Consider the following 24,284-nt stretch of genomic DNA (forward strand, 5'->3'; position numbering starts at 1 on the left):
GGTTGTTCATCAGCATGCGCAGCGGCGCTTCGGTCAGCCAGCTTTTGGCGTTCAGTTGGGTGCCGCGCGGGGCACGGATTTCGACGTCGCGGAATTTGGTCACGGAAGGCTCCTTCGCTTGCTCGGATCGTTCAGCCGGTGAGGGCTTTGGCGGTTCGTTGGACAGTTCCGAAAGTCTCGAAACCATCATGTCTATGCTTGTATGTACAAGTATAAGCAAAGCAAGGGCCAACCTTGTTTGGCGGTGCTGATCGCCCACCAGAACAATCAATTAAGCTATTGATTAATAAAAATAAAAATAGGAAAACATGAAACGAGCAGGAGCTGACAGAAAGCGCCGTCTGACAGACAGCCGCACCGGAAGAAGGCTTCCGTGCACCGTTTCGTAGCCTTCGGTAACACCGCTCGCTACGAAGAGACACAGGTTGTATAGACAAGCATGAGGACGAAGGAAAGTACGCCAGCGTCAGACCACGAGCACTGACAGGACAAGGGGAAGAAAAGCGTCCAGCACAATGACCACTCTTCAGGCACTCGCTCACTTCAACGCTGCATCGATCCTCCCCACCGCCTGGGGCGTCACCCATTTCGACCACAACGCCCGGTGCTCGCGGAAGAACTTTGCCCGCACGTCCGCCACGTTCCGATGATGCTGCGCCATGTCTGCGAGCAGCGCGTTGAATATCGGCAGCGGCAGCTCGACCTGCTCGAACACCTGCACCAGTTCCGGCGCCTTGTCGTGGAAGTCGCGCGACACGCCAATGCTGATCTTCGCCGGTAGCGAGCGAGAGCCCTCGGGATTGGGGTTGTTCGGGTCGGTCAAGGTCTTCCAGGCCTCCTCACTGAACGGTGGCTCCTCCAGCTGCACCAACTTGAAGCGCCCCAGCAGCGGCGTCGGCGCCCAGTAATAGAAGAGCACTGGCCGGCCCTGTGCGATGGCCGAGCTGATCGCCGCATCCAGCGCCGGGCCGGCGCCGGTACGGAAGTTCACGTAGCTGTCAGTCAGCCCGTAGGCCTTGAGCTTCTGTGTGTTGACGATCTCGCAGGTCCAGCCGGTGGGGCAGTTGTAGAAGCGGCCCTTGTCCGGCTCCTCGTCATCCTTGAACAACGCCTTGTAACGGGGCAGGTCGCTGACGGACTTCAGGCCCGGCGCGGAAGCCTTGATGCCGCGCTTGGCATCGCCGTGCACTACATAATCCGGCACCCACCAGCCTTCGCTGGCGCCCTTCACTGTCTCGCCCACGGAGAACACCTGGCCGGCCTGTTCGGCCTGCTGCCACACGGTACTGCGCCCGGCCCACTGCTCGCCGGTGACCTGGATGTCGTTCTGCTTCAGCGCGTTCTCCATGGTCACCGTGTTACCCGGCACGGCGTCGGTCTGACAGCCGTAGCCCTTCTCCAGGATGAAGCGCAGGACCTCGGTGGTGAACATCCCGCTCTCCCAGTTCAGCCCGGCGAATACCACGGGTTTCGGATAGGGACAGCCGGCAGCAAGGGTCTGGGCGCACAGGCCGAAGGCCAGTAGCAGCGCGAACAGGCAACGGGGGGCGGACATGGGCGACTCCGGACGCGTTGGTGTCCTTAGGGTTTAGCCGCCGCGGCGCGGTTTGCCCACAACCATCGGACTGGAAATGCCACCGGGGGTGACATTCACTTTCTCCCGAGCGGCCTCTCAGCGCGACCGGCGACGAAGGCATGGGCCCTGGCGCACCATGGCACAGAGATTGCTATACCTGTATATACAGGAACTATCCACGGTAACACTTCACCGAATCCAGGATGCCGACATGCCCGCAACCCTGATCCTGACGCCCGGCCAGTTCGACCTCGACCAACTGCGCGCCATCTACCAGCACCAGCCCGACCTGCAGCTTGCCGACGAATGCCGCGAAGCCATCCTGCACAGCGCGCAGACGGTCAGCCAGATCATCGCCGACCAGCGCACCGTGTACGGCATCAATACCGGTTTCGGCCTGCTGGCGCGCACCTCGATTCCCGAGGAGCAACTCGCCACCCTGCAGCGCAACCTGATCCTTTCCCATTGCACCGGCACCGGAGCGCTGCTGGACGACGCCAGCGTGGCGCTGATCATGGCGCTGAAGATCGGCTCGCTGGCGCGCGGCTTTTCCGGCGTCAGCCCGGCGGTGATCGAGACGCTGCTCAAGCTCTACCGCGCACGTGTCTACCCGTGTATTCCATCCCAGGGTTCGGTGGGCGCCTCCGGCGACCTCGCGCCGCTGGCGCACATGTCCGCGATCCTGCTGGGCGTCGGCCAGGTGCGCCATGAAGGGCGCATCCTCGAAGCCAGCGAAGGCCTCGCCATCGCCGGCGCCGAGCCGCTGGTGCTGGGCCCGAAGGAGGGCCTGGCGCTGATCAACGGCACCCAGGTTTCCACGGCTCTGGCCCTGCGCGGGCTGTTTGCGGCGGAGAAGCTGTTCATCTCCGCGGTGGTGGCCGGCAGCTTAAGCGTGGAAGCGCTGAAGGGCTCGTTCGTGCCCTTCGATGCGCGCATCCAGGCCGTGCGTGGCCAACCGGGACAGATCACGGTCGCCGCGTTGTACCGGGAACTGCTGCACGACAGCCCGATCAACCAGTCGCACATCGACTGCAAGCGTGTGCAGGACCCGTACTCGCTGCGCTGCCAGCCACAGGTGATGGGCGCATGCCTGGACCATCTGCGCTTCGCTGCTGGAGTTTTCCTGCGCGAGGCCAATGCGGTTTCCGACAACCCGCTGGTGTTCAGCGCTGACGGCGACGTTCTGTCAGGCGGTAACTTCCACGCCGAGCCGGTGGCCATGGCCTCCGACGTGCTGGCGCTGGCAATCTCCGAGATCGGCGCGCTGTCCGAGCGGCGCATCGCCCAACTGGTGGACCCGGCCATGTCCGGCCTGCCGGCGTTCCTGGTCAAGGAAGGCGGGCTCAACTCCGGCTTCATGATCGCCCAGGTCACCTCGGCGGCGCTGGCCTCGGAGAACAAGACCTGGGCGCACCCGGCCTCGGTGGACAGCCTGCCGACCTCGGCCAACCAGGAAGACCACGTCTCCATGGCCACCTTCGCCGCCCGCCGCCTGCAGGACATGGCCGCCAACAGCGCCGGTGTGGTCGCCATCGAACTGCTCGCCGCCGCGCAGGGCGTGGACTTCCACGCGCCGCTGCAAAGTTCGCCGCAGTTGCAGGAAGTCCGCACGCTGATCCGCAGCCAGGTGCCGCACTATGAGCAGGACCGCTACTTCGCTCCGGACATCGCCGCCGCGCGGGCGTGGGTCGAGGATGGGGTGATGAGCCGCTGGATTGGCTACGAGCGGTTGTATTCGTAACCCGCCCTACGGATCAACATCCCGCCAACAACAAGGGCGCCGAGGCGCCCTTGTTGTTCATCGCGGATCGAGTTCGATCACGCAGATATCTGCACTTCCCGCCATCGCCAGCCGCCACTCCCGCAGAACGCCCGCACCTTCGGCAATCAGCGTGTCATGCAGCCCCAGCACCCCGGCGGCCTCGCCGTTCAGACTGGGGTGAACCCCCTCGCCCGTACTGAACAACAGCACCGTGGAAGCGCTGCTGAAGAAATGCGCCTCGCGGTCCAACCGCAGCCACTGCAAGCGTGCCCGGTAGCGAGTGGGCGAATAGATCAGATTGAAGTCACGAATCGCGCCGCCCAGCAGCGTACAGTCCACCGCACTGGCGCCATCGAAGGCGAAGGCATCGAGTGCGCGCAGGTCGCGGGAATCGATGCCGTCCACGCTCAGCCGCATACCCTCGCCTTGCAACACGCTGATGACGCGCTGGTAACCGGTGAACGCAGAGAACGGCCCCGGCGCCCCTACGTCGGCGATGGACACGCGCCAGCCGAAGCCTTCCAGGCCATCGCCGGCATCGCGGACGATCTCGCGGGTCGTGCCCGCGCCGTTCTTCCAGGGCATCGCCGGGTAGTCGGCGGCGCGCAGAATTCGCACTTCACTCATGAACTGAATCGTCCTTCCAGGCGGTAGCGCGAACCCGGATAGAGCAGGCGCGCGCTGGTCACGGTATTGCGTCCCGACCAGGTGCGCCGGCGGATCAGCAGGCATGGCTCATGGCGGTCGACGGACAGCAGCTTGCATTCCTCGGGGCTGGGCAGCACCGCCTCGACCACGTGCTCGCCCTCGCTCAGCGGGGCGACCTGGGTGAGGTAGGCGAAGGGCGTCTGCCCGGTGAAATCCTGCTTGAGGTAATCCGGCGCCACGGCTGCGTTGACGTAGCGGTCCTCGATCTGCACCGGGATATCGTTTTCGTAGTGCACGATCACCGAGTGGAAGATGCGCTGGCCCTCGCGCACGTCCAGCGCCAGCGCGCGCTCGGCGCTGGCCAGCTCTTCCACCAGACTGATCACCACGAGGTGGTGCTTGTGCCCGCGGGCAGTGATTTCCTCGGCGATGTTCTGCACCTGGAACAGCGCCGACTGGCCCTTGGGCTCGGCGACGAAGGTGCCGACGCCCTGCATGCGCACCAGCAGGCCGTCGGCAGTCAGCTCGCGCAGCGCGCGGTTGATGGTCATGCGGCTGACACTCAGCTCGGCAACCAGCTCCGCCTCGGACGGCACGCGGTGGTGCGGCGGCCAGGTTCCGGACTGGATCTGCTGGATGATCATCTGCTTGACGCGAGCGTACAGCGGCGCGGGAATTTCCCCCATCTGCGCGGCGAGCGACGAACCCTCGGCGGGCGGGGTAGGCGTGGGCGATGCGGGCACGGGAAACTCCTTGTCGTGGCGACGGTGTTCTTTCTATGGAGGGCGACTGCGGTCTGACTCCGGCATGTACCGGATTCGACCCGTGCATACAAGTCCTCTGACGACCGCCGGGTTGCCTTGCAGTTTACGGCCCCGGCAAACGTCTGTATATGTATATACAAATTCCAAGAAACCTGCGAGGACCTCCCGCATGTCCGTTCTGTTCGCCGAAACTGCACTGCTGCCTTCTGGCTGGGCGCGCAACGTCCGCTTCGAAATCGATGCCGCGGGCCAGTTCACCGCGATCACCCCGGACGCCAGCGCAGAAGGCGCCGAGCGCATCGCCGGACCGGTCCTGGCGGGCATGCCGAACCTGCACTCCCACGCCTTCCAGCGCGCCATGGCGGGCCTGGCGGAAGTTGCCGGCAACCCCAACGACAGCTTCTGGACCTGGCGCGAGCTGATGTATCGCCTGGTCGGTCGCCTGTCGCCCGAGCAGGTCGGGGTGATCGCCCGCCAGCTGTACATCGAAATGCTCAAGGCCGGTTACACCGGCGTCGCCGAATTCCACTACGTGCACCACGACATCGACGGCCAGCCCTATGCCAACCCGGCGGAACTGGCGCTGCGCGTCAGCCAAGCCGCGGCGGATGCCGGCATCGGCCTGACCCTGCTGCCGGTGCTCTACTCCCACGCCGGTTTCGGCGGCCAGTCGCCGAGCGAAGGCCAGCGCCGTTTCATCAACAGCACGGACAGCTACCTGAAATTGATCGACGGGCTGCGCACGCACCTGGCAGACCAGCCGCAGCAGGGCCTCGGCCTGTGCTTCCACTCCCTGCGCGCGGTGACACCGCAGCAGATCACCGAGGTGCTGGGCGCTGATTCCAGCGGCTGCCCGGTGCACATCCACATCGCCGAGCAGCAGAAGGAAGTCGACGACTGCCTGGCCTGGAGCGGTCGCCGACCACTGCAGTGGCTGTACGAGAACGTCGCGGTGGACGAACGCTGGTGCCTGGTCCACGCCACCCACGCCGAACCCGACGAAGTCACCGCCATGGCCCGTAGTGGTGCGGTCGCCGGCCTCTGCCTGACCACCGAGGCGAACCTGGGCGACGGCATCTTCCCGGCGGTGGATTACCTCGCCCAAAACGGCCGCTTCGGCATCGGTTCGGACAGCCATGTATCACTGAGCGTGGTCGAGGAACTGCGCTGGCTGGAATATGGCCAGCGCCTGCGCGACCAGCGCCGCAACCGCCTCTACGGCAAGGACCAGCCCATGGTTGGCCGCACCCTGTTCGATGCCGCCCTCAGCGGCGGCGCACAGGCGCTTGGCCAGCCCACGGGGGAACTGGCTGTCGGCAAGCGCGCCGACCTGCTGGTACTCAACGGTGGCGACCCTTACCTGCAAACTGCCCGTGGCGACGCGATCCTCAACCGCTGGCTGTTCGCCGGCGGCGACCGCCAGGTACGCGATGTGATGGTTGCCGGGCAATGGCGTGTGCGCGAAGGCCGGCACGCGCTTGAAGAACAAAGCGCCCAGGCGTTCGGTGGCGTCCTTCGCGAGCTGCTGGACTGACAGCCCCTGTAGGAGCGAGCTTGCTCGCGAACAGCCTTCGCTGCGAGGCGAGTTCGCGAGCAAGCTCGCTCCTACGAAAAGCCCGCGCCGGCAATACCGCGCGAAATACCCGCCATGAAAAAACGCCCCGAGGGGCGTTTTTTATTGGGCCGCCGAACTGGAATCGGCTGCCCGCCAGATCAGGTCGTCGGTCTGGTAGCCGCGCTCATGGGCCAGCCCCAGCAGCTTCATGCGGGTGGCATCCGGCACCACCGGCTTGCGCGACAGCAGCCAGAGGTACTCGCGATTCGGGTTGCCCACCAGCGCGGTCTGGTAATCGTCGTCGACGTAGAGTACCCAATAGTCACCCTTGGCGAGCCCCGGGAAGATCCGCGTGAAGGTGTTGTCGAAACGCACCCAGAGCTTGTCGGTGCGGCCCGGCACCTGCGCTTCGGCGCGGCCGGTGGCCTGGTCCCATTCACCGTCGGTGGTCAGGCAGCGATTGGTCACCGCGATGCTGGAATCAGGCTGCAACCGATAGTGGGCTTCCGACTGCGCGCAGTGGCGCTGGAAAAACATCGGCTTGCGCGCCAACTCGTACCAGGTGCCCTCGTAGCGCTTGAGGTCGACCTGCACGGTCTGCGGCGGTTGCGGCGAGGAACCGGCACAACCGCTCAACGCGGCGAGGCAGGCCAACCAGATAAGGGATCGACGCATTGCGTTGCTCCTTGGCTGCCCGCCCCGTCCCCCAGGCCTACTTCAGGCCCTGGGCGGAGAACAGCAGCACTTTGTCGCCAGCGTACTGGATGCTGATGAAAGCCTTCTCGTCTCCCCAGGTGCAGCTGGAAACCCCCAGTGCGCCGGAGCATTCGGCAGGCTTGCCGAGCAGGCTTTCCACCTCGGCCTTGCTCATGCCGGTTTTGATCTTGGAATAGTTCTCCTGGTTCACTTTGCTGCAAGCGGCCAGGACGACACAGAACGCGACGAGCGCGAGGCGGCGGAAAGACATCGACAACTCCATTTTTTGGGGGCAGGCCAACAAGCTTGGCACAGAGCGACCGGTTCGGCCGCCGGGTTGGAGTCAGAAACGTGAGCCAGGTTCCGTGAGGAACTGTACTTCTTCGACCGTGGATTCGCGGCCGAGAATGGCGTTGCGGTGGGGGAAGCGGCCGAAGCGCTTGATCACCACCTGGTGCTTGCGCGCATAGGCGAGGTAACCAGCGAACAGCACCTTCTCGCTCTCGCTGGATTCGCCCTGCAATTCCTCATACAGGCGCACTGCCTCGTTCTGGCTGGCCAGATTCTCGGCGTGCTCCAGCACGATGTAGACGAACACTCGCTCGATGCGCGGCAACTGGCGATCGAAACCGGCCTCCAGCCCCTGGCGCACCAGTTGCTGGGCGCGGGCATCGCCGGCGTAGGCGCGCGGGGAATCACGGAAGATCATCCGTGGCAGCTGGTCCAGCAGCAGGATCAGCGCCAGCCAGCTCTGCGGCTCGCGCTCCCACTCCTGCAGACCACCGTCCAGGGCCTGGCGCACCAGGCCACCGAAACGGTTTTCCGAGTCCACGTCCTGGCAGGCGCTCTTGCCGAACCACAGGGCGTTGCGCTGGGCGGCGACTTCGTTGGCGTCCAGCGCGTTGCCGAACCACCAGTCGAGCAGCGACTGCCAGGGCGCGGCGCTCATCAGCCTTCCTGGTGGTAGGCGGTGGCGCGTTCGACTTCTTCCTTGGAGCCCAGGAACACCGCGACGCGCTGGTGCAGGTTTTCCGGCTGGATGTCGAGGATGCGCTGGTGGCCGTTGGTGGCGGCGCCGCCAGCCTGCTCGATGATGAAGGACATCGGGTTGGCTTCGTACATCAGGCGCAGCTTGCCGGGCTTCTCCGGCTCGCGGGAGTCGCGCGGGTACATGAACACTCCACCGCGGGTCAGGATGCGGTGCACGTCGGCCACCATGGAGGCGATCCAGCGCATGTTGTAGTTCTTGCCCAGCGGGCCTTCCTTGCCGGCCAGCAGTTCGCTGACATAGCGCTTCACCGGAGCTTCCCAGTGGCGCTCGTTGGACATGTTGATGGCGAATTCGGCGGTGCTGGTGGGCACGGTGATGTTCTCGTGGGTCAGCACGAAGCTGCCCAGTTCGCGGTCCAGGGTGAAGCCCTTCACGCCATTGCCCAGGGTCAGGATCAGCATGGTCTGCGGGCCGTAGATGGCGTAGCCGGCGGCGACCTGGGTGGTACCCGGCTGCAGGAAGGCTTCCTCGCGCAGGCTGTCATTCTGGCTCAGGTACTCATGCGGACAGCGCAGCACGGAGAAGATGGTGCCGACCGAGACGTTGACGTCGATGTTGGAGGAGCCGTCCAGCGGATCGAAGACCAGCAGGTAGGCGCCCTTGGGGTACTTTCCCGGAATCTGGTAGGGATGGTCCATCTCCTCGGATGCCATGCCGGCCAGGTTGCCGGCCCACTCGTTGGCCTCCAGGAGGATCTCGTTGGAGATCACGTCCAGCTTCTTCTGCACTTCGCCCTGCACGTTCTCGGTGCCCATGCTGCCCAGCACGCCGCCCAGGGCGCCCTTGGAGACGGCATGGCTGATTTCCTTGCAGGCGCGCGCTACTACCTCGACGAGGAAGCGCAGGTCGGCCGGGGTATTGTGACTGCGGGTCTGCTCGATCAGGTAGCGGCTCAGGGTAACGCGGGACATGGAAGGCTCCAGGGGAGAAGAGGAAAAAAATCAGGGCGCATTCTAGCGTGGAAACGACCGCGATGCCTCCTTGCACAGCGGCTCACCGAATGCTTGGAGCCCGCCGCTCACGGGCAGTTCCCCAACGCCGGTCGGCCCCGCGACCTTCGGCCGCGCGGCGAGCGGCCCACGTGAAAGAAAACGGGGTGACGGCCGCATCCGCCCGTCACCCCGCTCATTCACCTCAGGCGATCAGAAGTCCAGGCTCAGCGCCAGGTTCACCCCCTGTGCCAGGTCGTCGCTGCTGCGGTGTGCGCTGTAGCCGCCGCGCAGGGTCAGCTCCGGGGTCAGCTTCTGGGCGACGCCAATGGTGGCGCGCTGCAGGTGACTCTGCGGGGTATAGCCCTGCAGGCTGAAGCCGATGTCCGGCAGGCTGGTGAAGTTCATGCCGACGTTCTGGGTGTCGTCGGCATATTCCCGCTCTACCGCGACTTCACCGAACAGCTGGGTCTGCGGCGATACGTCGAACTTGCCCTGCAGGCCCACCCCGAGGCGCCGGGAGTAGCGATTCTGCTCGTCATAGGCCAGCGCGGTGGAACGGCCGCTGCCCTCTTCGTAGCTGTCCACTTTCACCCGCGCCCAGTCCGCACTGACGAAGGGCGACAGGTGCCAGTTCTCGCCGCCCTGGGCAATGTCGTAGCCCAGGCGACCGCTGAAGGCCAGCAGGCTGCCGTCGGTGTCGGCCTTTTCCTCGACTTCGTGGTTGATGATGCTGAACTTGCGATTGGCATCGTCGAAGTCGAGCTTGCCGCCAGTGATAGAGGCGTCGGCCCACCAGCGGTTCTGCTGGAACTGCACGAACAGGCTGCCCAGGTAGCTGTTGAGCTTGTAGTCGGAGTCGTCGGAACCCAGCTCCAGTTTCTGCCGGTAGAAGCCCAGCGAGCCACCGACGCGCCAAGCGTCGTCGAGACGATAGCTGGTGCCCAGGGTCAGGTTGGCGCCGTAGCCGGAGCCGTCGGCCGCGCTGTCCTGGTCGTCGTAGTCCAGGTGCTGCGCGCCGCCGCTGACGAAGCCGCGCCACTGGTTCACGCCCTGCCAGCTTTCCCAGTCCGCCAGCCACTGGCTGCGCAGTTGGTCCTGGTAGGCGTTGTACGTACCCAGGGCCATCTCCGGCAGCATGGTTGCTTCCCACGGGGCTGAGAGCACCGAGTAGGCATAGTCGGCAATCAGCGTCTGGCCGGCGATGGTCGGGTGCACGCCGTCGTTGAAGATCAGCTTGGTCGGATCGGGGCTGCTGCCGTGGCGACCATACACCGCGTTTTCGGGGCAGCTGTTGCCGCTGAAGCAGGTGCCGATCAGGTTCTGGTCGGTGGCCAGGCCATAGGCGCCCGGGTTGGCCAGGACTTCCTTGAACATCGCCGGGATGTTCAGCGGGATGACGTTGGCATTGGAGGCGGCCAGCTGCGCGGCCAGCTCCTCGTTGAAAATGCCCGACAGCTGGGTGCCAAAGGATTCCAGCACGGTGCCGTTGGTGGCCGGGGTCTGGCCGAGGTCGGGCAGCAGCCAGACCATGATGTAGCGCGCACCGGCGTTGTGCAGCGCATCGACGCTGTCCACCAGGCGGCCGGCGGCGGCGCGGGCCGTGGGGTCGTCGGTGATGCGGAACTGGAGGAAGTCGTTGCCGCCGCCGGTGAGGTAATACAGTGCGTTCGGGTCGGCGCGATTGTTCACCAGGTAGCCATCACGGGTACGGCTGTTGGAGCCGGAGGTGACGACAGAGCCACCGGGCGCGGTGATGGAATCGTAGATCTGGTCGGTGCGATAGCCGCCGACTGCCCAGTTGTTGCCGTCCACGGTGCCGGGGACCAGCGACGTGGAGGGGTTCAGGTCGGCGCCATTGATGCCCAGCTTGCCGCCCAGGATCATCGGCGCCGTGGGGCCGAAAATCTCGCCGCTGCCGTCCAGGTAGGTGGGGCCGACGCGGTTGGTGAAGCGGGTGCTGGCACCGGCAGGGCCGCCGGCGTCGGCGAACTGTCCGGAATCGCTCAGGCTGTCGCCGAAGACGACCATGGTGGAATACGGCGAAGGGGCTGCGGAGGCCTGTGCGGCAATGGCCATCGCGCACGCAGCCGCCAGCGGGGTGAGCGCCTTTCTGATCATTCTGCTACTCCATGCTTTGTTGTTATTCGGTAATCAGAACAACCAAGACAGTATCAGAATTTCTATAGGCGACACCCCTATCTTGCGGCGATCCGCGTCGATCAGCTGGCCTGGCGATGGCTCCGCAGCAGGCTCAGCGCCATCAGCGCGAGCAGGCCGACGCCCGCCAGCAGCAGCGCCCACAGGCCGTAGCGTTTCCAGTTTGTATCGGCCTTCGCCTCCTGGGCCGTCGCGGGTGTGGCAGGAGCCTGAAGAGTGCCCTTGAGCCGTGCCTCGCCCATGCCCGCCAGGCGCTTGGGCTCGTAGCCGGGCACCAGGGTGGTCAACGGCAGGCTGCCATCGGTGATCGAACCGTTGCCCACCGCCAGCTCATAGGGCGCACCGCCGCGCGCGAGGAACACCAGCTCGCTGGCGCGCACGCCCACGCTCAGGTGCGCTGTCGAGCCGCCGAGGCCACCACCGCGCGAATCCACTTGCAGGCGCAACTGGCCCAACGTGCGGCCAGGCAGCTCCAGTTCTTCCTGGGTAATCTCGCCACCCTGCCCCGGCAGGCGATACAGCACGCCGCGCGCCAGCGGGGTCCACTGCACGTTGCCGTCGTGGCGGCCAGAGATGACTACCGGTGCCAGGGTGTTGTCCTGCTGCAGAGGAATCCGCACGCGCTCCACCGGCAGCGCCAACGGGAGGCTCCAGTTGAAGTCACCATTAGTGTCGGCCTTGGCCGCCAGCGGTTCGGACCAGAGCATCGGCACCGGGCCGCTAGTGCTGCGGCTGCCACTGAGCGTGGCGCCCACCAGCTGCGCGGCCTGCTCGGGCGACTCCCACCACAGACGCAGGTAGCGCGCCGTCTCGCCGGGCAGCGCGATGTCGTTCTGCTCGATGCGCTGGCCGTTGAAATCCAGCCGCGCCAGTTGTCCCTCGCCCAGCGAGCGCCAGTGTTCGAGGTCGTCGCTGGCCTCGATGCGCAGGCGCTGGAAGCCGTCACCGTCGGCCGTCCAGTCAAGCTGCAGACGGTCCAGCGGCAGGTCGCCGGCACCGGTCTCCAGCAGCCAGCCGCGGAGCACCTGGGCCTTGTCCGGCGTCGGCGCATTCGGGGTGATTTCCAGGATGGTACCGGTGGTGCTGCGGACGATCTTCAGGTTGTCGCCGGCCGCACTGCCGGAGGCTCCACGCAGCGGGAAGATGCGCGCCTGCACCTCGCTGCGCACCTCTTTCTCGCTCGCCGCGCTGGTGCGCAGGCTGTAGGGCAGCGCCTCGCCCTCGGCGTTGAAGATGCGCACGTCGCGCAGGTCACCATGGCGGGCCGCGAACAGCACCTCGATGGGCAGTTGCACGCGGTACCACGGGCCGTTGCCGGAAACCTCCAGCGGCACGCGATTGGCGAAATCCGCCGGCGCGGGCGCAGCACTGGCGTGATTACCCAGCAGGCACGCGCCGATGAAAAGTACGAGTGTCTTGAGCTTCATGCGGAGGGTTGCTCCTGTTGCGATGACTCTTCGTCCACAGGCCGGCGCGGCGGCAGCGGCGCGAAGTAGCCGACGATCAGCATCAGCACACCGACACCGATGAAGGAAATGATGCGTTCCAGGCTGCCGCCACTGGCGCGGTCGACCAGGAACAGCTTGATCACCACCACGACCAGCAGCACCGCGCCGACCAGCCAGAAATCACGCCGGCCACGCAGGTGCCCGGCGATCATCAGACCCAGCGCGATCAGCGCCCAGACGATGGACAGCCCGGCCTGCACCAGCATGGACTGGCTCAGGGCGTCGAACTCGAACGGCACGCCGCCCCAATGGTGCGCGGTACGGCACACGGCCATGGTCAGCAGGGCAAACAGCGAGGCGCCCAGCAGCGCCTGCACCGGCAGGCGCAGGGTGGATTCGGCCACGCCCAGTTGCGGCAGGCCCAGGCGCGTCCACTGGAAGATCGCCCCGAGCACGATGAGCATGCCCAGCTCCAGCGGGTTCAGCAGCGGCAGGTACGGCAGCGGGTCGGCCGCGCCGTTGCTGAACAGGTTGACCAGCCAGAACCAGCCCAGTAGCGCCAGGGCTACCGGAGCGGCGGCGATGGCGCGGTACTCGCGCTCGAAGGCGGCCACCGGCCACGGCAGGCGCGCCACACCGCCCATGAGGATCAGGAACAGGCTCGGTACCAGCGCCCAACCCAGCCAGCGCCAGGCGTTGTAGTGCTCGGCCAGGGCGAAGAACAGGTAGCGCAGCTCCAGCGCCAGCACGCCGAGGATCAGCCAGCAGCCCAGCACATGGGCCGTGCGCGCGGCCAGGCGCGGTAGCAGCGCATCGAGGCGACGCAGTATGAGGAAGTGCACCACGAACACCGCCAGCCAGCCAAGCCAGCCCAGCTCTGCCAGCGGGTGGTACTGCAGGTTCCAGGCACTGGCCAGGGCCACTAGCGACATCGGCACCAGCGCCAGGCACAGCAGCGCCAGCGCGCGCCATTGCTCGCGGCGCGCCAGCAGCGACCAGAAGCCCACGCTGATCGCAGCCACCAGCACCGCCACGTGCTCACGCATCTCGCCGGGCACGAAGCGGGCGATCTCCCACAGCGCGGTCAATGCCCACCAACCGGCGCCCCAGACCAGCAGCAACTGCGAAAGCTGCTCCAGCCCAAGACCACCCAGCGCCAGGTTGCGCTCGCGCTCGCTGGCCCGGTGCAGGCGCCAAGCGCCGACCAGAGCGGCCAGCGCCAGCACCGCCGGAGTCCAGAAGCCCATGTGCGCCAGCGGCTTCAGGCCCTCGCTGGGCAGGTCGCCGAACAGCGCGGCGCCACCGAAGAGGAAGGCGCCCGCGCCAATCACCTGCAGCACCAGGCCGAAGACGAAAGCGGCGCGTTGCTGCAATTGCAGGCTCAACCAGAGGATCAGCAGGCCGCTGCCCGCCCACACCGCCGCCGCCGCTTGCCACGGCAGCACGAAAAGCACGGCGAGGTTGACGAAGGCCAGGCCCAGCAGCAGGACCACGCTCAATCCCAGCACCAGCCGGCGGTCGTCGCGGACCATGGCGTCTCTCGCAGCGACCAGCATGCCTGCGATCAGCGCGAGGCCAATCAGCGAGGCCGTGACCAGCCCGCGCCAGCCGGAGCCCAGCACCCCGCCGCCCTCCTGCGCGCCATGCAGATGCAGGAGGAACACCGCTCCGCCCAACAGCTGCACGGCAAATGCGCAGGCCAGGAAAGTGCGCGAGCGCAGGCGCAGCGCGGCGAACAGCGTGGCCAGCCCGGCGATGGCCCAGGTCATGGCCGTGCCGTCCGCGCCCAGCAGCAGGGGCGCGATCAGGTAGAGGAAGGCCAGGCCGAAAGCTGCCAGGACCGGACGCGCACTCGGCTCCCAGTTGCGCAGAATGTGTGGATCGGCATTGCGCAGGTTCCAGAAGCTGAACAGCAATGCCACACCGAGCATCAGCGCGCCCAGCGGTGCGCCTTCGAGCAGCGTCAGCGATTGCGGGTCGGCATGCAGCCCGGCGAGGAACGCCAGCGCTGCGCCCACTTGCAACAGCAGGGCAAAAATCCGCGCCAGCGGCCGCTGCTGGCGCAGCCCGAGCCAGAAGATACCGGCGCCTTCCACGGCCCAGGCGGCAGACGTCCAGCGCGCGTCCAGGCCCAGCGGAATCGCCAGGGTGCCGAATACCACGCCCAGCGCCAGGCAGGTTTCCACCAACAGCAGCGCGCGGCCGGCAGTGCGACCGGCCAGCACGCGGGCGAGCACCATGTAGAACAGGCCCAGCGCCAGGGCGCTGAACGCAGCGCCGAACTCCAGGTGCTGGATGATCCCGTACTGCAGGCCGAAGCCCGCCAACGGCGTGCCGAACAGGATGGTGCCGTCGACGTAGTCGGTCTGCCGCGCCGACCAGCGCAGCAGCGCCTCGCGGGAGTCATCCTCCGGCGCGCCAGCCGCCTCGCGCAGGCGCCGGCGGGCGAACAGCAGGCCGATGGCGACGTAGGTGAGGAAGAACAGGACCAGGAACGGCTCGGTGGTGGCGAACAGTTCCGGCTTGTAGGAGCGCAGCCCCCAGGCGAGACCGATACCGAAGGTGCCGAAGAAGCCGATCAGGTTGAGCAGGCGCCAGGCCTTGAACCAGGCGATGGCGAAGATACCGGCGTTGAGCAGGGCGAAGTAGCTGAACAGCGCGACATGGCTGCCGCCGCCGGTGGAAGCCAGGATCGGCGCGGCGAAACCACCCAGCACGGCAGCAGCGGCGAGGCCCAGCGCATCCTGGAGGATGGCCAGGATCGCCGAGAACAGGGTGACCGCCACCAGCAGCACGAACCCGGCCTGCGGATCGATCAGCACTTCGCCGTGGTTCATCGCCGGGTACAGCTTGATACTGGCGAACACCGTCAAGTAGAGCACGGCGATACCGGTGCCCTGAAGGATCAGCGCATAGGCCGGGCGCCGATGACGCAGCCACCAACCCAGGCCGAGCAACGCCAGCGCGGCGGCGGCGGTGCCGATGTACGGCCCCTGCGGCGGCATGGTCATGCCCTCGGTGGCGTAGCGCAGCAGGAAGGCCAGGCCGAGGAACAACAGCAGCACGCCGACGCGCAGTACGGTGTTGCCGCCGAGCAGCCAGTCGCGGGCGGCCCCGAAGGCGCGGTCGAACAGGGAGGGAACTGGCGGTTGTGGTGGCACCGGCGGGGCGGCAGGAGCCGCGTGTGGCCGAACCTCGGGCTCTTCGACACGCACCTGGGTTGCTGGCTTGTCCAGGGGTTCGAGCACCAGGTCCGACCACTCGACAGCTGCTTCCTCCCGCGCAGCAGGCGCTAGGGCGGGCGCCAGCTCGTCGGCAGGCAGCTCGATACTCCACTCCAGCTCGGTGGCAACAGCTTCGCGGGTGGGTGCCTCGAATTCGGGCTCGCCGTCGGCGTCTGCCTCAGTCTTGGACGCAGCAACGGGCATCTCGGGCGCGGTGTACTCGACGCCGGCCGGCGGCACCTGCCCGGCCGCGCCGCGCTCCACCTGCAGCAGCCGCTCATAGAGAGCCTTGGTGCCCTGGTCGAAGCGCTCGCCAAAAGCCTTCAGCTCACCACGAAGGCTGGCGTTCTCCCGTTGCAGGCTGTGCAGCGCGAAGGTCTGCCCCAGCGCGAGGCCCATCACCGCGCCGAGTACCGCCCCGGTGATCGACTCGCCCGCAGCGGCGCCGATGACCAGGCCGACCAGCATGAAAATCCATTGCATGCTTTCGAATCCTTGAGGTTCTGTGCGAATCCATCCCGATCCGGACGCGTACGCCCGGACAGCTGAGTATATCGGCCCGGCTCCCTGGCCTGCGTCCACGATCTCACAGCTTCGAATACTCTGACGTCGGAAGGTGTCGTTCGGCCACGCCCCGTGAAAAAGTCAGAAATTTCCTAAAAGGTGACACTTAGCTGTAGGAGCGAGCTTGCTCGCGAACCGCCCAGCTCCGGCGTTACCGGGTAACTCGTTCGCGAGCAAGCTCGCTCCTACAAAGAACAAACCTCCAGCGCGGAAGACGGGCAAAAAAAAGCCGGGCATAAGCCCGGCTTTCTCGTACTGCTGGTCGACTTAGACCTTGGCGCGCTCGTAGCGCTTGCGGTCGTTCTCGTTCAGCATCTTCTTGCGCAGACGGATCGACTTCGGCGTCACTTCCACCAGCTCGTCATCGGCGATGAATTCCAGCGCCTGCTCGAGGGTGAAGCGGATCGGCGGAACCAGGGCGATGACTTCGTCCTTGCCCGAAGCGCGCATGTTGTCGAGCTTCTTGCCTTTGGTGGGGTTGATCACCAGGTCGTTGTCGCGGCTGTTGATGCCGGCCAGCTGGCCTTCGTAGATCTCGTCGCCTGGGCCGAGGAACAGCTTGCCGCGGCTCTGCAGGGTTTCCAGCGAGTAGGTCAGCGCGGTGCCGGTGGCCATGGAGACCAGTACGCCGTTCTGACGGTTGGTCACTTCGCCGGCCTTGATCGGGCCGTAGTGGCTGAAGGTCGAGGTCAGGATGCCGGTGCCCGAGGTCAGGGTCAGGAAGTTGTTACGGAAGCCGATCAGGCCACGCGCCGGGATGGTGTATTCCAGGCGCACGCGACCCTTGCCGTCGGGGATCATGTTGGTCAGATCGCCCTTGCGCAGGCCCATCTGCTCCATCACCGAGCCCTGGTGCTGCTCTTCGATGTCGATGGTGACGTTCTCGTAAGGCTCCTGCTTCTCGCCTTCGGCGGTCTCGATGATGACCACTTCCGGACGGCCTACGGCCAGCTCGAAGCCTTCACGACGCATGGTTTCGATCAGTACCGAGAGGTGCAGTTCGCCACGGCCGGAGACCTTGAACTTCTCCGGGGAGTCGCCTTGCTCGACGCGCAGGGCCACGTTGTGCAGCAGTTCCTTGTCCAGACGGTCCTTGATGTTGCGGCTGGTGACGAACTTGCCTTCCTTGCCGGCGAACGGCGAGTCGTTGACCTGGAAGGTCATGCTCACGGTCGGCTGGTCGACGGTCAGCGGCGGGCGCGCTTCGACGTTCTGCGGGTCGCACAGGGTGTCGGAGATGTACAGCTCGTCCATGCCCGAGACGCAGACGATGTCACCGGCCTCGGCTTCAGCGACTTCGATGCGCTGCAGGCCCGAGTGGCCCATGATCTTCAGGATACGGCCGTTGCGCTTGGTGCCGTCGTCGCTGATGGCCACGACCGGGGTGTTGGTCTTGACCTTGCCGCGAGCGATACGGCCGATGCCGATCACGCCGAGGAAGCTGTTGTAGTCCAGCTGGGAGATCTGCATCTGGAACGGACCGTCGACGTCGACTTTCGGCGCCGGGACGTGGTCGATGATCGCCTGGAACAGCGCGTCCATGTTGTCGTCCATCTTCTCGTGGTCCATGCCGGCGATGCCGTTCAGGGCACTGGCATAGACGATCGGGAAGTCCAGTTGCTCGTCGGTGGCGCCGAGGTTGTCGAACAGGTCGAAGATCTGGTCGATAACCCAGTCAGGACGCGCGCCCGGACGGTCGATCTTGTTCACCACAACGATCGGACGCAGGCCGGCCTTGAACGCCTTCTGGGTCACGAAGCGGGTCTGCGGCATGGGGCCGTCCTGGGCGTCGACCACCAGCAGTACGGAGTCGACCATGGACATCACGCGCTCAACCTCGCCACCGAAGTCGGCGTGGCCGGGGGTGTCGACGATGTTGATGCTGTAGTCGTTCCATTTCAGGGCGGTGTTCTTCGCCAGGATGGTAATGCCACGCTCTTTTTCCTGGTCGTTGGAGTCCATCACGCGCTCGTTTTCCGCTTCTTTGCGGTCGAGGGTGCCGGACAGGCGCAGGAGCTTGTCTACGAGGGTGGTCTTGCCATGGTCGACGTGGGCGATGATGGCGATGTTGCGCAGTTTTTCGATCACAGTGTCAGTCTCGATAGTGAATCTTCGGCTGCCGTTTTCGGCAGCGGGGGCCGGGCCGTGGCGCGGCGGTGCAAAAGGTCAGGGCGTGAGCCTACGCACCCAATGTGTCGGGAGGTCGGTGGCGGATACTGCCGCCGAACAGTCCGGGCTGGCGGCGTTGGTCCGCACCTTTATTGCGGACGGTAAACACGCACATTGGTGTGCCCTTCGTTGACCAGGTGGTGGGCGTGCAGGCGGCTCATGACGCCCTTGTCGCAATACAGGAGGTACTGGCGGTTGGGGTCCAGTTCCTTGAACTTGCTGTTGATGGCGTAGAACGGCATCGGCAGGACTTCGATGCCCTCGATGGCCAGCGGTTCATCTTCCTGGGCATCCGGGTGACGGATGTCGATGACTATCTGGCCGGCCAACACTTCGTCGACCATCTCCACCGGCAGGTCCTTGCCGAGTTCGTCGATCACGCGGTCGACGGTCATCTGGGTGGAGCGTTCCAGGGCGCGGTCGAGCACGGCCATGTCGAACTTGGTTTCTTCGTAGTCGACGCGCTGCGGCTTGGCCTGGGTGGTCGGGTTCACCGAGATCACACCACAGTACTCGGGCATGTGCTTGGCGAACTCGGCGGTGCCGATCTTCGTCGCGGTATCGATGATGTCCTGCTTGTGGCTGACGATCAGCGGGCGCAGCACCAGGGTGTCGGTCACCCGGTCGATCACCGAGAGGTTCGGCAGAGTCTGGCTGGACACCTGGGAAATCGCCTCGCCGGTCACCAGCGCGTCGATCTCCAGGCGCTCGGCCACGCGGCTCGCGGCGCGCAGCATCATGCGCTTCAAGGTCACGCCCATGTAGCTGTCGTCGACCTTGGTGAGAATCTCGCCGACCACTTCCTCGAAAGGCACGCTGACGAACAGCACGCGCTGGGAGCTGCCGTACTTCTGCCACAGGTAGTGCGCGACTTCCATCACGCCCAGTTCGTGGGCACGGCCGCCGAGATTGAAGAACACGAAGTGGCTGATCATGCCGCGGCGCATCATCTGGTAGGCCGCCACGGTGGAGTCGAAGCCGCCGGACATCAGCACCAGCACCTGCTCCAGCGCGCCCAGCGGATAGCCGCCCAGGCCCTCGTGCTGAGCGTGGATGACATAGAGGCGGTCGTGGCGGATTTCCACGCGCACTTCCACTTCCGGGTTCTTCAGCGATACGCCCGCCGCACCGCAGTGCTGGCGCAGGCCGCCGCCGACATAACGCTCCACATCTATAGAGGTGAAGGGATGCTTGCCGGCGCGCTTGCAGCGCATGGAGAACACTTTGCCCAGCAGCTTGTCGCCGAAGTGCTGTTTGCACTTCTCGAGGATGTCGTCGAAATCGCCCAGCGGGTACTCATGCACTTCCAGGAAGTGGCCGATGCCCGGCGTGCAGGTCAGCCGCTCGATCATCTCGCGCAGGGCCTTGGGGTCGGTGACCCTGGTCTCGACCTCGAGGTTGTCCCACTCGCCTTCGACCATCAGCTCGGGGTCGAGGTCGCGGAGCACCGTGCGAATGTTCTTCGCCAGTTGCCGGATGAAGCGCTTGCGCACCGGCCGGCTCTTGATGGTGATTTCCTGGAAGACCTTGACGATGAGTTTCATGCGAATCGGGCGATTGCCATGGGACTGAAAAAAAGGGGCGGAATTATATCCGAAATTGCTCAAGACTTGAGCAGAAATCAGAGACTTTCTTTTTTGTGCACCAAAATGGACTTGTGCACCACCATGGAGCACCAAAGCAGTGCAGAGAAACGGCGCAGTTCGCCGCAACACCCGCCACAGCCCGCATTTTCAGGGGCCCTGCCCGTTTACGGGCACTGGCACGCAACTTGCTCTCTTGTGAGGCAGGTTGCCCTGGCGGAGTATTCCGGCCGGCATCACCCGATACTGGGGCACGAAAAAGCTCCCAGCTCTAATCCCTCCTGGAGGACAGCATGTCGTACAAGTCGCAACAACTGATCAAAGATCATGACGTGAAGTGGGTTGACCTGCGCTTCACCGATACCAAAGGCAAGCAGCAGCACGTCACCATGCCCGCCCGCGACGCCCTGGACGATGAATTCTTCGAAGCCGGCAAGATGTTCGACGGTTCCTCCATCGCTGGTTGGAAAGGCATCGAAGCCTCCGACATGATCCTGCTCCCGGACGACAGCACCGCCGTGCTCGACCCGTTCACCGAAGAGCCGACGCTGATCCTGGTCTGCGACATCATCGAGCCGAGCACCATGCAGGGCTATGAGCGCGACCCGCGCAACATCGCCAAGCGCGCCGAGGAATACCTGAAGTCCACCGGTATCGGCGACACCGTCTTCGTCGGCCCGGAGCCGGAGTTCTTCATCTTCGACGAAGTGAAGTTCAAGTCCGACATCTCCGGCTCGATGTTCAAGATCTTCTCCGAGCAGGCTTCCTGGAACACCGACGCCGACATCGAGACCGGCAACAAAGGTCACCGTCCGGGCGTTAAAGGCGGCTACTTCCCGGTACCGCCGGTCGACCACGACCACGAAATCCGTACCGCCATGTGCAACGCTCTGGAAGAAATGGGCCTGACCGTGGAAGTTCACCACCACGAAGTGGCCACCGCCGGCCAGAACGAGATCGGTGTGAAGTTCAACACCCTCGTTGCCAAGGCTGACGAAGTGCAGACCCTGAAGTACTGCATCCACAACGTGGCCGACGCCTACGGCAAGACCGTGACCTTCATGCCGAAGCCGCTGTACGGCGACAACGGCTCGGGCATGCACGTGCACATGTCCATCTCCAAGGATGGCAAGAACACCTTCGCGGGCGAAGGCTATGCCGGCCTGTCCGACACCGCCCTGTACTTCATCGGCGGCATCATCAAGCACGGCAAGGCCCTGAACGGCTTCACCAACCCGGCCACCAACTCCTACAAGCGTCTGGTTCCGGGCTTCGAAGCCCCGGTCATGCTGGCCTACTCGGCCCGTAACCGTTCCGCCTCGATCCGCATCCCGTACGTTTCCAGCCCGAAAGCCCGCCGCATCGAAGCGCGCTTCCCGGACCCGGCTGCCAACCCCTACCTGTGCTTCGCCGCTCTGCTGATGGCCGGCCTGGACGGCATCCAGAACAAGATTCACCCCGGCGATGCCGCCGACAAGAACCTGTACGACCTGCCGCCGGAAGAGGCGAAGGAAATCCCGCAGGTGTGCGGCAGCCTGAAAGAGGCGCTGGAAGAACTCGACAAGGGCCGTGCGTTCCTGACCAAGGGCGGCGTGTTCACCGACGAGTTCATCGATGCCTACATCGAGCTGAAGTCGGAAGAAGAAATCAAGGTGCGTACCTTCGTGCACCCGCTGGAATACGACCTGTACTACAGCGTCTGATCCACGAATACCTATAAATAGCGACAGCATTAAGGCCTCCTTCGGGAGGCCTTTTTTATGCCTGCAGAAAAACGCCGCAGCTCATCCCCGCAGGAGCGAGCCTGCTCGCGAACCGCCTGGCACTGATCTGATCGCGAGCAGGCCCCTTTCTGCAACGGGAGGCCGGGTCAGATACCACCGTCCGCCGGCACGCCCTGTTCCTCGTCGTCCTCGCGGCGCGATTTGCGCATGCGCGAAAGCTGCACGTTCAGGCGCGGCATGGAGAGCTCCAGCCCGGCCTTGTCGAGCTTCTGCCGCAGGCGCAGGTTGAACGCCCGCTGTACTTCCCACTGGCGGATCGGCGCGGTCTTGAAGCGGAAGCGCAGGATCGCCTGGCCGGCATCGAAGCTCTCGATACCCTGGATTTCCAGTGGCGACCAGATGGCGCGGTTGATGGTGCGGTCGGTGCGCAGCTCGCCGGAGACTTCCTTGACCAGCGCCAGCGCGTCGTCGATCGGCATGCTCGCCGGCACCGGCCAGCGGAACATGGCGTAGCCGAACTGGCGCGAGTAGTTCTTGATGCTCTTGATCTCGCTGAACGGGATGGTGTGCACCACGCCGTCCAGGTCGCGCAGGCGCACGGTGCGGATGGTCAGGCCCTCCACCGTGCCGAGGTGGCCGCCGACGTCGACGTAGTCGTCGATGGACAGCGAGTCCTCGATGATGATGAACAGGCCGGTGATCAAATCCGCCACCAGCGATTGCGCGCCGAAACCGATGGCCAGGCCGATCACACCGGCACCGGCGAGCAGCGGCGTGACGTTCATGCCCATGTTGGCCAGGGCGACGATCAGGGCGATCACCGCGATAGTCACGAACAGTACGTTGCGGATCAGCGGCAGCATGGTCAGGGCGCGGGCATTGGCGCTCTTCTTGCCGCCCAGTCCGAGGCTGTGCTGCACGGCGGTGTCCGTGAGGATCCAGACCAGCCAGGCGACCAGCAGGGTGGTGCCGAAGCTGAACAGCTTGAGGCTGATCTGCGAGCCGTCGCCCTCGGCGAAGCGGATCAGCGACATGCCCCAGACGCGCAGGCCGATCTCCAGGAAGAACAGCAGGCTGGCGATGTGCAGCAGCGTGTAGCCGAAGCTCTGCAATTGCTCGATGTAGGGCGCATGGCGACGCGCACCGCGCCGGGCAGAGCGCTGGTGCGCGCGACGGATCAGGCCGTTGACGGTCATCGCCACCACCGCCACGACGGCGCAGACCAGGGCCCGGCGCAGTGCGTAGCTGCTGTCGCCGGCAGTAACGATGGTGGCGAACAGCGAAATGCCCACCAGCACCAGCACCGGCAGGAACCAGATCGAGCCGATCAGCTCGACCAGGTCGCTCAGGCCGCGGCGCTTGAGCCGGCGTTCCAGCGGCTGGTTGCGGATCAGGTGTGCGATGGGGCGGCGGAACTGCAGGACGAACAGCGCGGTGAGCAGCGCCGCGCAGATGTTCGCCACCGAACCGACGAAGAGCGAGATGTTCATGCCCAGGCTCTCGATGACGCGCGGGTCGTGCATCACCTCGCCCAGTGCGGCGAGGCTGCCGATCAGCCAGAGCGGACGGAAGGCCCGACGGCGCAGGATATCCAGCGCGCGCATGCGGTGCGGACCGCTGAGCAGCGACAGGGAGATCACGCAAAGGGCGGAGAACAGCGTGCCGCACACCAGGGTGTAAGCGATCACCATCGCCACCAGTTTGCCGAGCGAGCTGGGCAGGACAACCGACAGGTAGACGGTAATCAGGAAGGCGACCAGCCAGGGGCCCAGTTTGCGCAAGGCGAACAGCAGCAGGTCGCGGGTCTTGGGATGCTGTGGCAGCTCGTCTTCCAGGCCGAAGCGCTTGCGCATGCGCCCGGCGATCCAGCGCAGGCCGAGGGCGACGCAGGCCCAGATGAGGATGACCAGGGCAAAATCGAGGATCATCCCCGGCCATTCCGCCAGCGACGGCGTACGCACTTCCAGCTCGTAACCCGCCCCCTGGAACAGCTCGGCCCAGCGCACCATCGGGCTGTTGGCGCCTTCGAACTGCTTCTCCAGGCTGCCCAGGGTATCGCCGATCAGGCCGAGCACGCCGCCCTGTTCCTGTGCACCCTTCTGCGTCGCATCGCGCAGCTGCTTGAGTTTCTTCAGCAGATCGCCGCGCTGCTGGTCATTCTCCAGGGTCTTGATCACCTGGTTCAGCGACTGCTCCAGCTGGGCATCGCTGACCTTGGCCTCGCCACCGCCCGTCACCCCGGCCAGCGGCCCGGGTAGCGCCGCCAGCACAGGACCGGCGGCGGACAAGCCGAGGCCAAGGCAGCACAGCAGCAGCCACTGACGAAGCAGGTAACGAATCGAAATCACAGGCACACCCCACACCGATGGAAAATGACGCTCGCCCGCATCATACAGACGCGGGCGCCAGGCTCGGACCCGTCCCGCGCGGG

Annotated in this window: 17 protein-coding genes; 3 read left to right on the forward strand and 14 right to left on the reverse strand. The window is 65.3% G+C overall.

Features of this window, described 5'->3' with window-relative positions:
• Together PNI01S_RS28710 and PNI01S_RS25910 are read right to left on the reverse strand one after the other, a co-directional pair.
• Positions 1-103: hypothetical protein (locus PNI01S_RS28710; protein WP_256576739.1), on the reverse strand; the 103-nt coding region annotated here is incomplete at its 3' end.
• A 435-nt stretch (positions 104-538) separates the two neighbouring features.
• The gene (locus PNI01S_RS25910; RefSeq protein ID WP_089285856.1) at positions 539-1,555 is read right to left on the reverse strand and encodes an ABC transporter substrate-binding protein; all 1,017 of its coding nucleotides are present in this window, start codon (positions 1,553-1,555) and stop codon (positions 539-541) included.
• A gap of 232 nt (positions 1,556-1,787) precedes the next feature.
• Between PNI01S_RS25910 and hutH the strand changes: the two genes are divergently transcribed.
• Positions 1,788-3,317: a histidine ammonia-lyase gene (gene hutH, locus PNI01S_RS25915; protein WP_065086476.1), complete on the forward strand. Its 1,530-nt coding sequence runs from the start codon at positions 1,788-1,790 to the stop codon at positions 3,315-3,317.
• Between the two features lie 57 nt (positions 3,318-3,374).
• Here the strand turns inward: hutH and PNI01S_RS25920 are convergent, their stop codons facing one another.
• Positions 3,375-3,965, reverse strand: a complete 591-nt coding sequence (locus PNI01S_RS25920) for a HutD/Ves family protein (protein ID WP_024766667.1) — start codon at positions 3,963-3,965, stop codon at positions 3,375-3,377.
• Positions 3,962-4,672: a histidine utilization transcriptional repressor HutC gene (gene hutC, locus PNI01S_RS25925; RefSeq protein ID WP_065086557.1), complete on the reverse strand. Its 711-nt coding sequence runs from the start codon at positions 4,670-4,672 to the stop codon at positions 3,962-3,964. Before hutC ends, PNI01S_RS25920 begins: the two co-directional genes overlap by 4 nt.
• Positions 4,673-4,919: 247 nt before the next feature.
• Here hutC and PNI01S_RS25930 point away from each other — a divergent pair, with 247 nt between their 5' ends.
• Positions 4,920-6,284 (forward strand): formimidoylglutamate deiminase, encoded by a 1,365-nt coding sequence (locus PNI01S_RS25930; protein ID WP_024766666.1) that lies wholly within the window; start codon positions 4,920-4,922, stop codon positions 6,282-6,284.
• Positions 6,285-6,425: 141 nt separating this feature from the next.
• Here the strand turns inward: PNI01S_RS25930 and PNI01S_RS25935 are convergent, their stop codons facing one another.
• From PNI01S_RS25935 to thiI, 9 genes are all read right to left on the reverse strand, one after another.
• Complete coding sequence (locus PNI01S_RS25935) at positions 6,426-6,980, reverse strand: lipocalin family protein (RefSeq protein WP_024766665.1); 555 nt, start codon at positions 6,978-6,980, stop codon at positions 6,426-6,428.
• Between the two features lie 37 nt (positions 6,981-7,017).
• Positions 7,018-7,272: an outer membrane protein assembly factor BamE domain-containing protein gene (bamE, locus tag PNI01S_RS25940; protein ID WP_024766664.1), complete on the reverse strand. Its 255-nt coding sequence runs from the start codon at positions 7,270-7,272 to the stop codon at positions 7,018-7,020.
• 72 nt (positions 7,273-7,344) lie between these two features.
• Entirely contained in the window at positions 7,345-7,950 is a 606-nt protein-coding gene (locus PNI01S_RS25945) for a DUF924 family protein (RefSeq protein WP_038803535.1), read from the reverse strand.
• Positions 7,950-8,963 (reverse strand): class 1 fructose-bisphosphatase, encoded by a 1,014-nt coding sequence (locus PNI01S_RS25950; RefSeq protein WP_024766663.1) that lies wholly within the window; start codon positions 8,961-8,963, stop codon positions 7,950-7,952. The genes PNI01S_RS25945 and PNI01S_RS25950 overlap by 1 nt, the downstream gene beginning before the upstream one ends.
• A 231-nt stretch (positions 8,964-9,194) precedes the next feature.
• A complete protein-coding gene (gene estP / locus PNI01S_RS25955) occupies positions 9,195-11,102 on the reverse strand; it encodes an esterase EstP (protein ID WP_084359701.1) in 1,908 nt (635 codons plus the stop codon).
• A gap of 101 nt (positions 11,103-11,203) precedes the next feature.
• Entirely contained in the window at positions 11,204-12,568 is a 1,365-nt protein-coding gene (locus PNI01S_RS25960) for a DUF3999 domain-containing protein (RefSeq protein ID WP_084359702.1), read from the reverse strand.
• Positions 12,565-16,296: a DUF2339 domain-containing protein gene (locus PNI01S_RS25965; RefSeq protein WP_084359703.1), complete on the reverse strand. Its 3,732-nt coding sequence runs from the start codon at positions 16,294-16,296 to the stop codon at positions 12,565-12,567. The genes PNI01S_RS25960 and PNI01S_RS25965 overlap by 4 nt, the downstream gene beginning before the upstream one ends.
• Before the next feature lie 348 nt (positions 16,297-16,644).
• Positions 16,645-18,465, reverse strand: coding sequence for a translational GTPase TypA (typA, locus tag PNI01S_RS25970; RefSeq protein ID WP_024766660.1), 1,821 nt, complete (start codon positions 18,463-18,465; stop codon positions 16,645-16,647).
• Positions 18,466-18,635: 170 nt separating this feature from the next.
• A complete protein-coding gene (thiI, locus tag PNI01S_RS25975) occupies positions 18,636-20,090 on the reverse strand; it encodes a tRNA uracil 4-sulfurtransferase ThiI (protein ID WP_024766659.1) in 1,455 nt (484 codons plus the stop codon).
• A gap of 332 nt (positions 20,091-20,422) precedes the next feature.
• Between thiI and glnA the strand changes: the two genes are divergently transcribed.
• Complete coding sequence (glnA, locus tag PNI01S_RS25985) at positions 20,423-21,832, forward strand: glutamate--ammonia ligase (protein WP_037012316.1); 1,410 nt, start codon at positions 20,423-20,425, stop codon at positions 21,830-21,832.
• A 167-nt stretch (positions 21,833-21,999) separates the two neighbouring features.
• Here the strand turns inward: glnA and PNI01S_RS25990 are convergent, their stop codons facing one another.
• A complete protein-coding gene (locus PNI01S_RS25990; protein WP_024766658.1) occupies positions 22,000-24,207 on the reverse strand; it encodes a mechanosensitive ion channel family protein in 2,208 nt (735 codons plus the stop codon).
• Between the last annotated feature and the right edge of the window lie 77 nt (positions 24,208-24,284).

This window comes from Pseudomonas nitroreducens NBRC 12694 (assembly GCF_002091755.1).
Classification (GTDB): Bacteria; Pseudomonadota; Gammaproteobacteria; order Pseudomonadales; family Pseudomonadaceae; genus Pseudomonas; species Pseudomonas nitroreducens.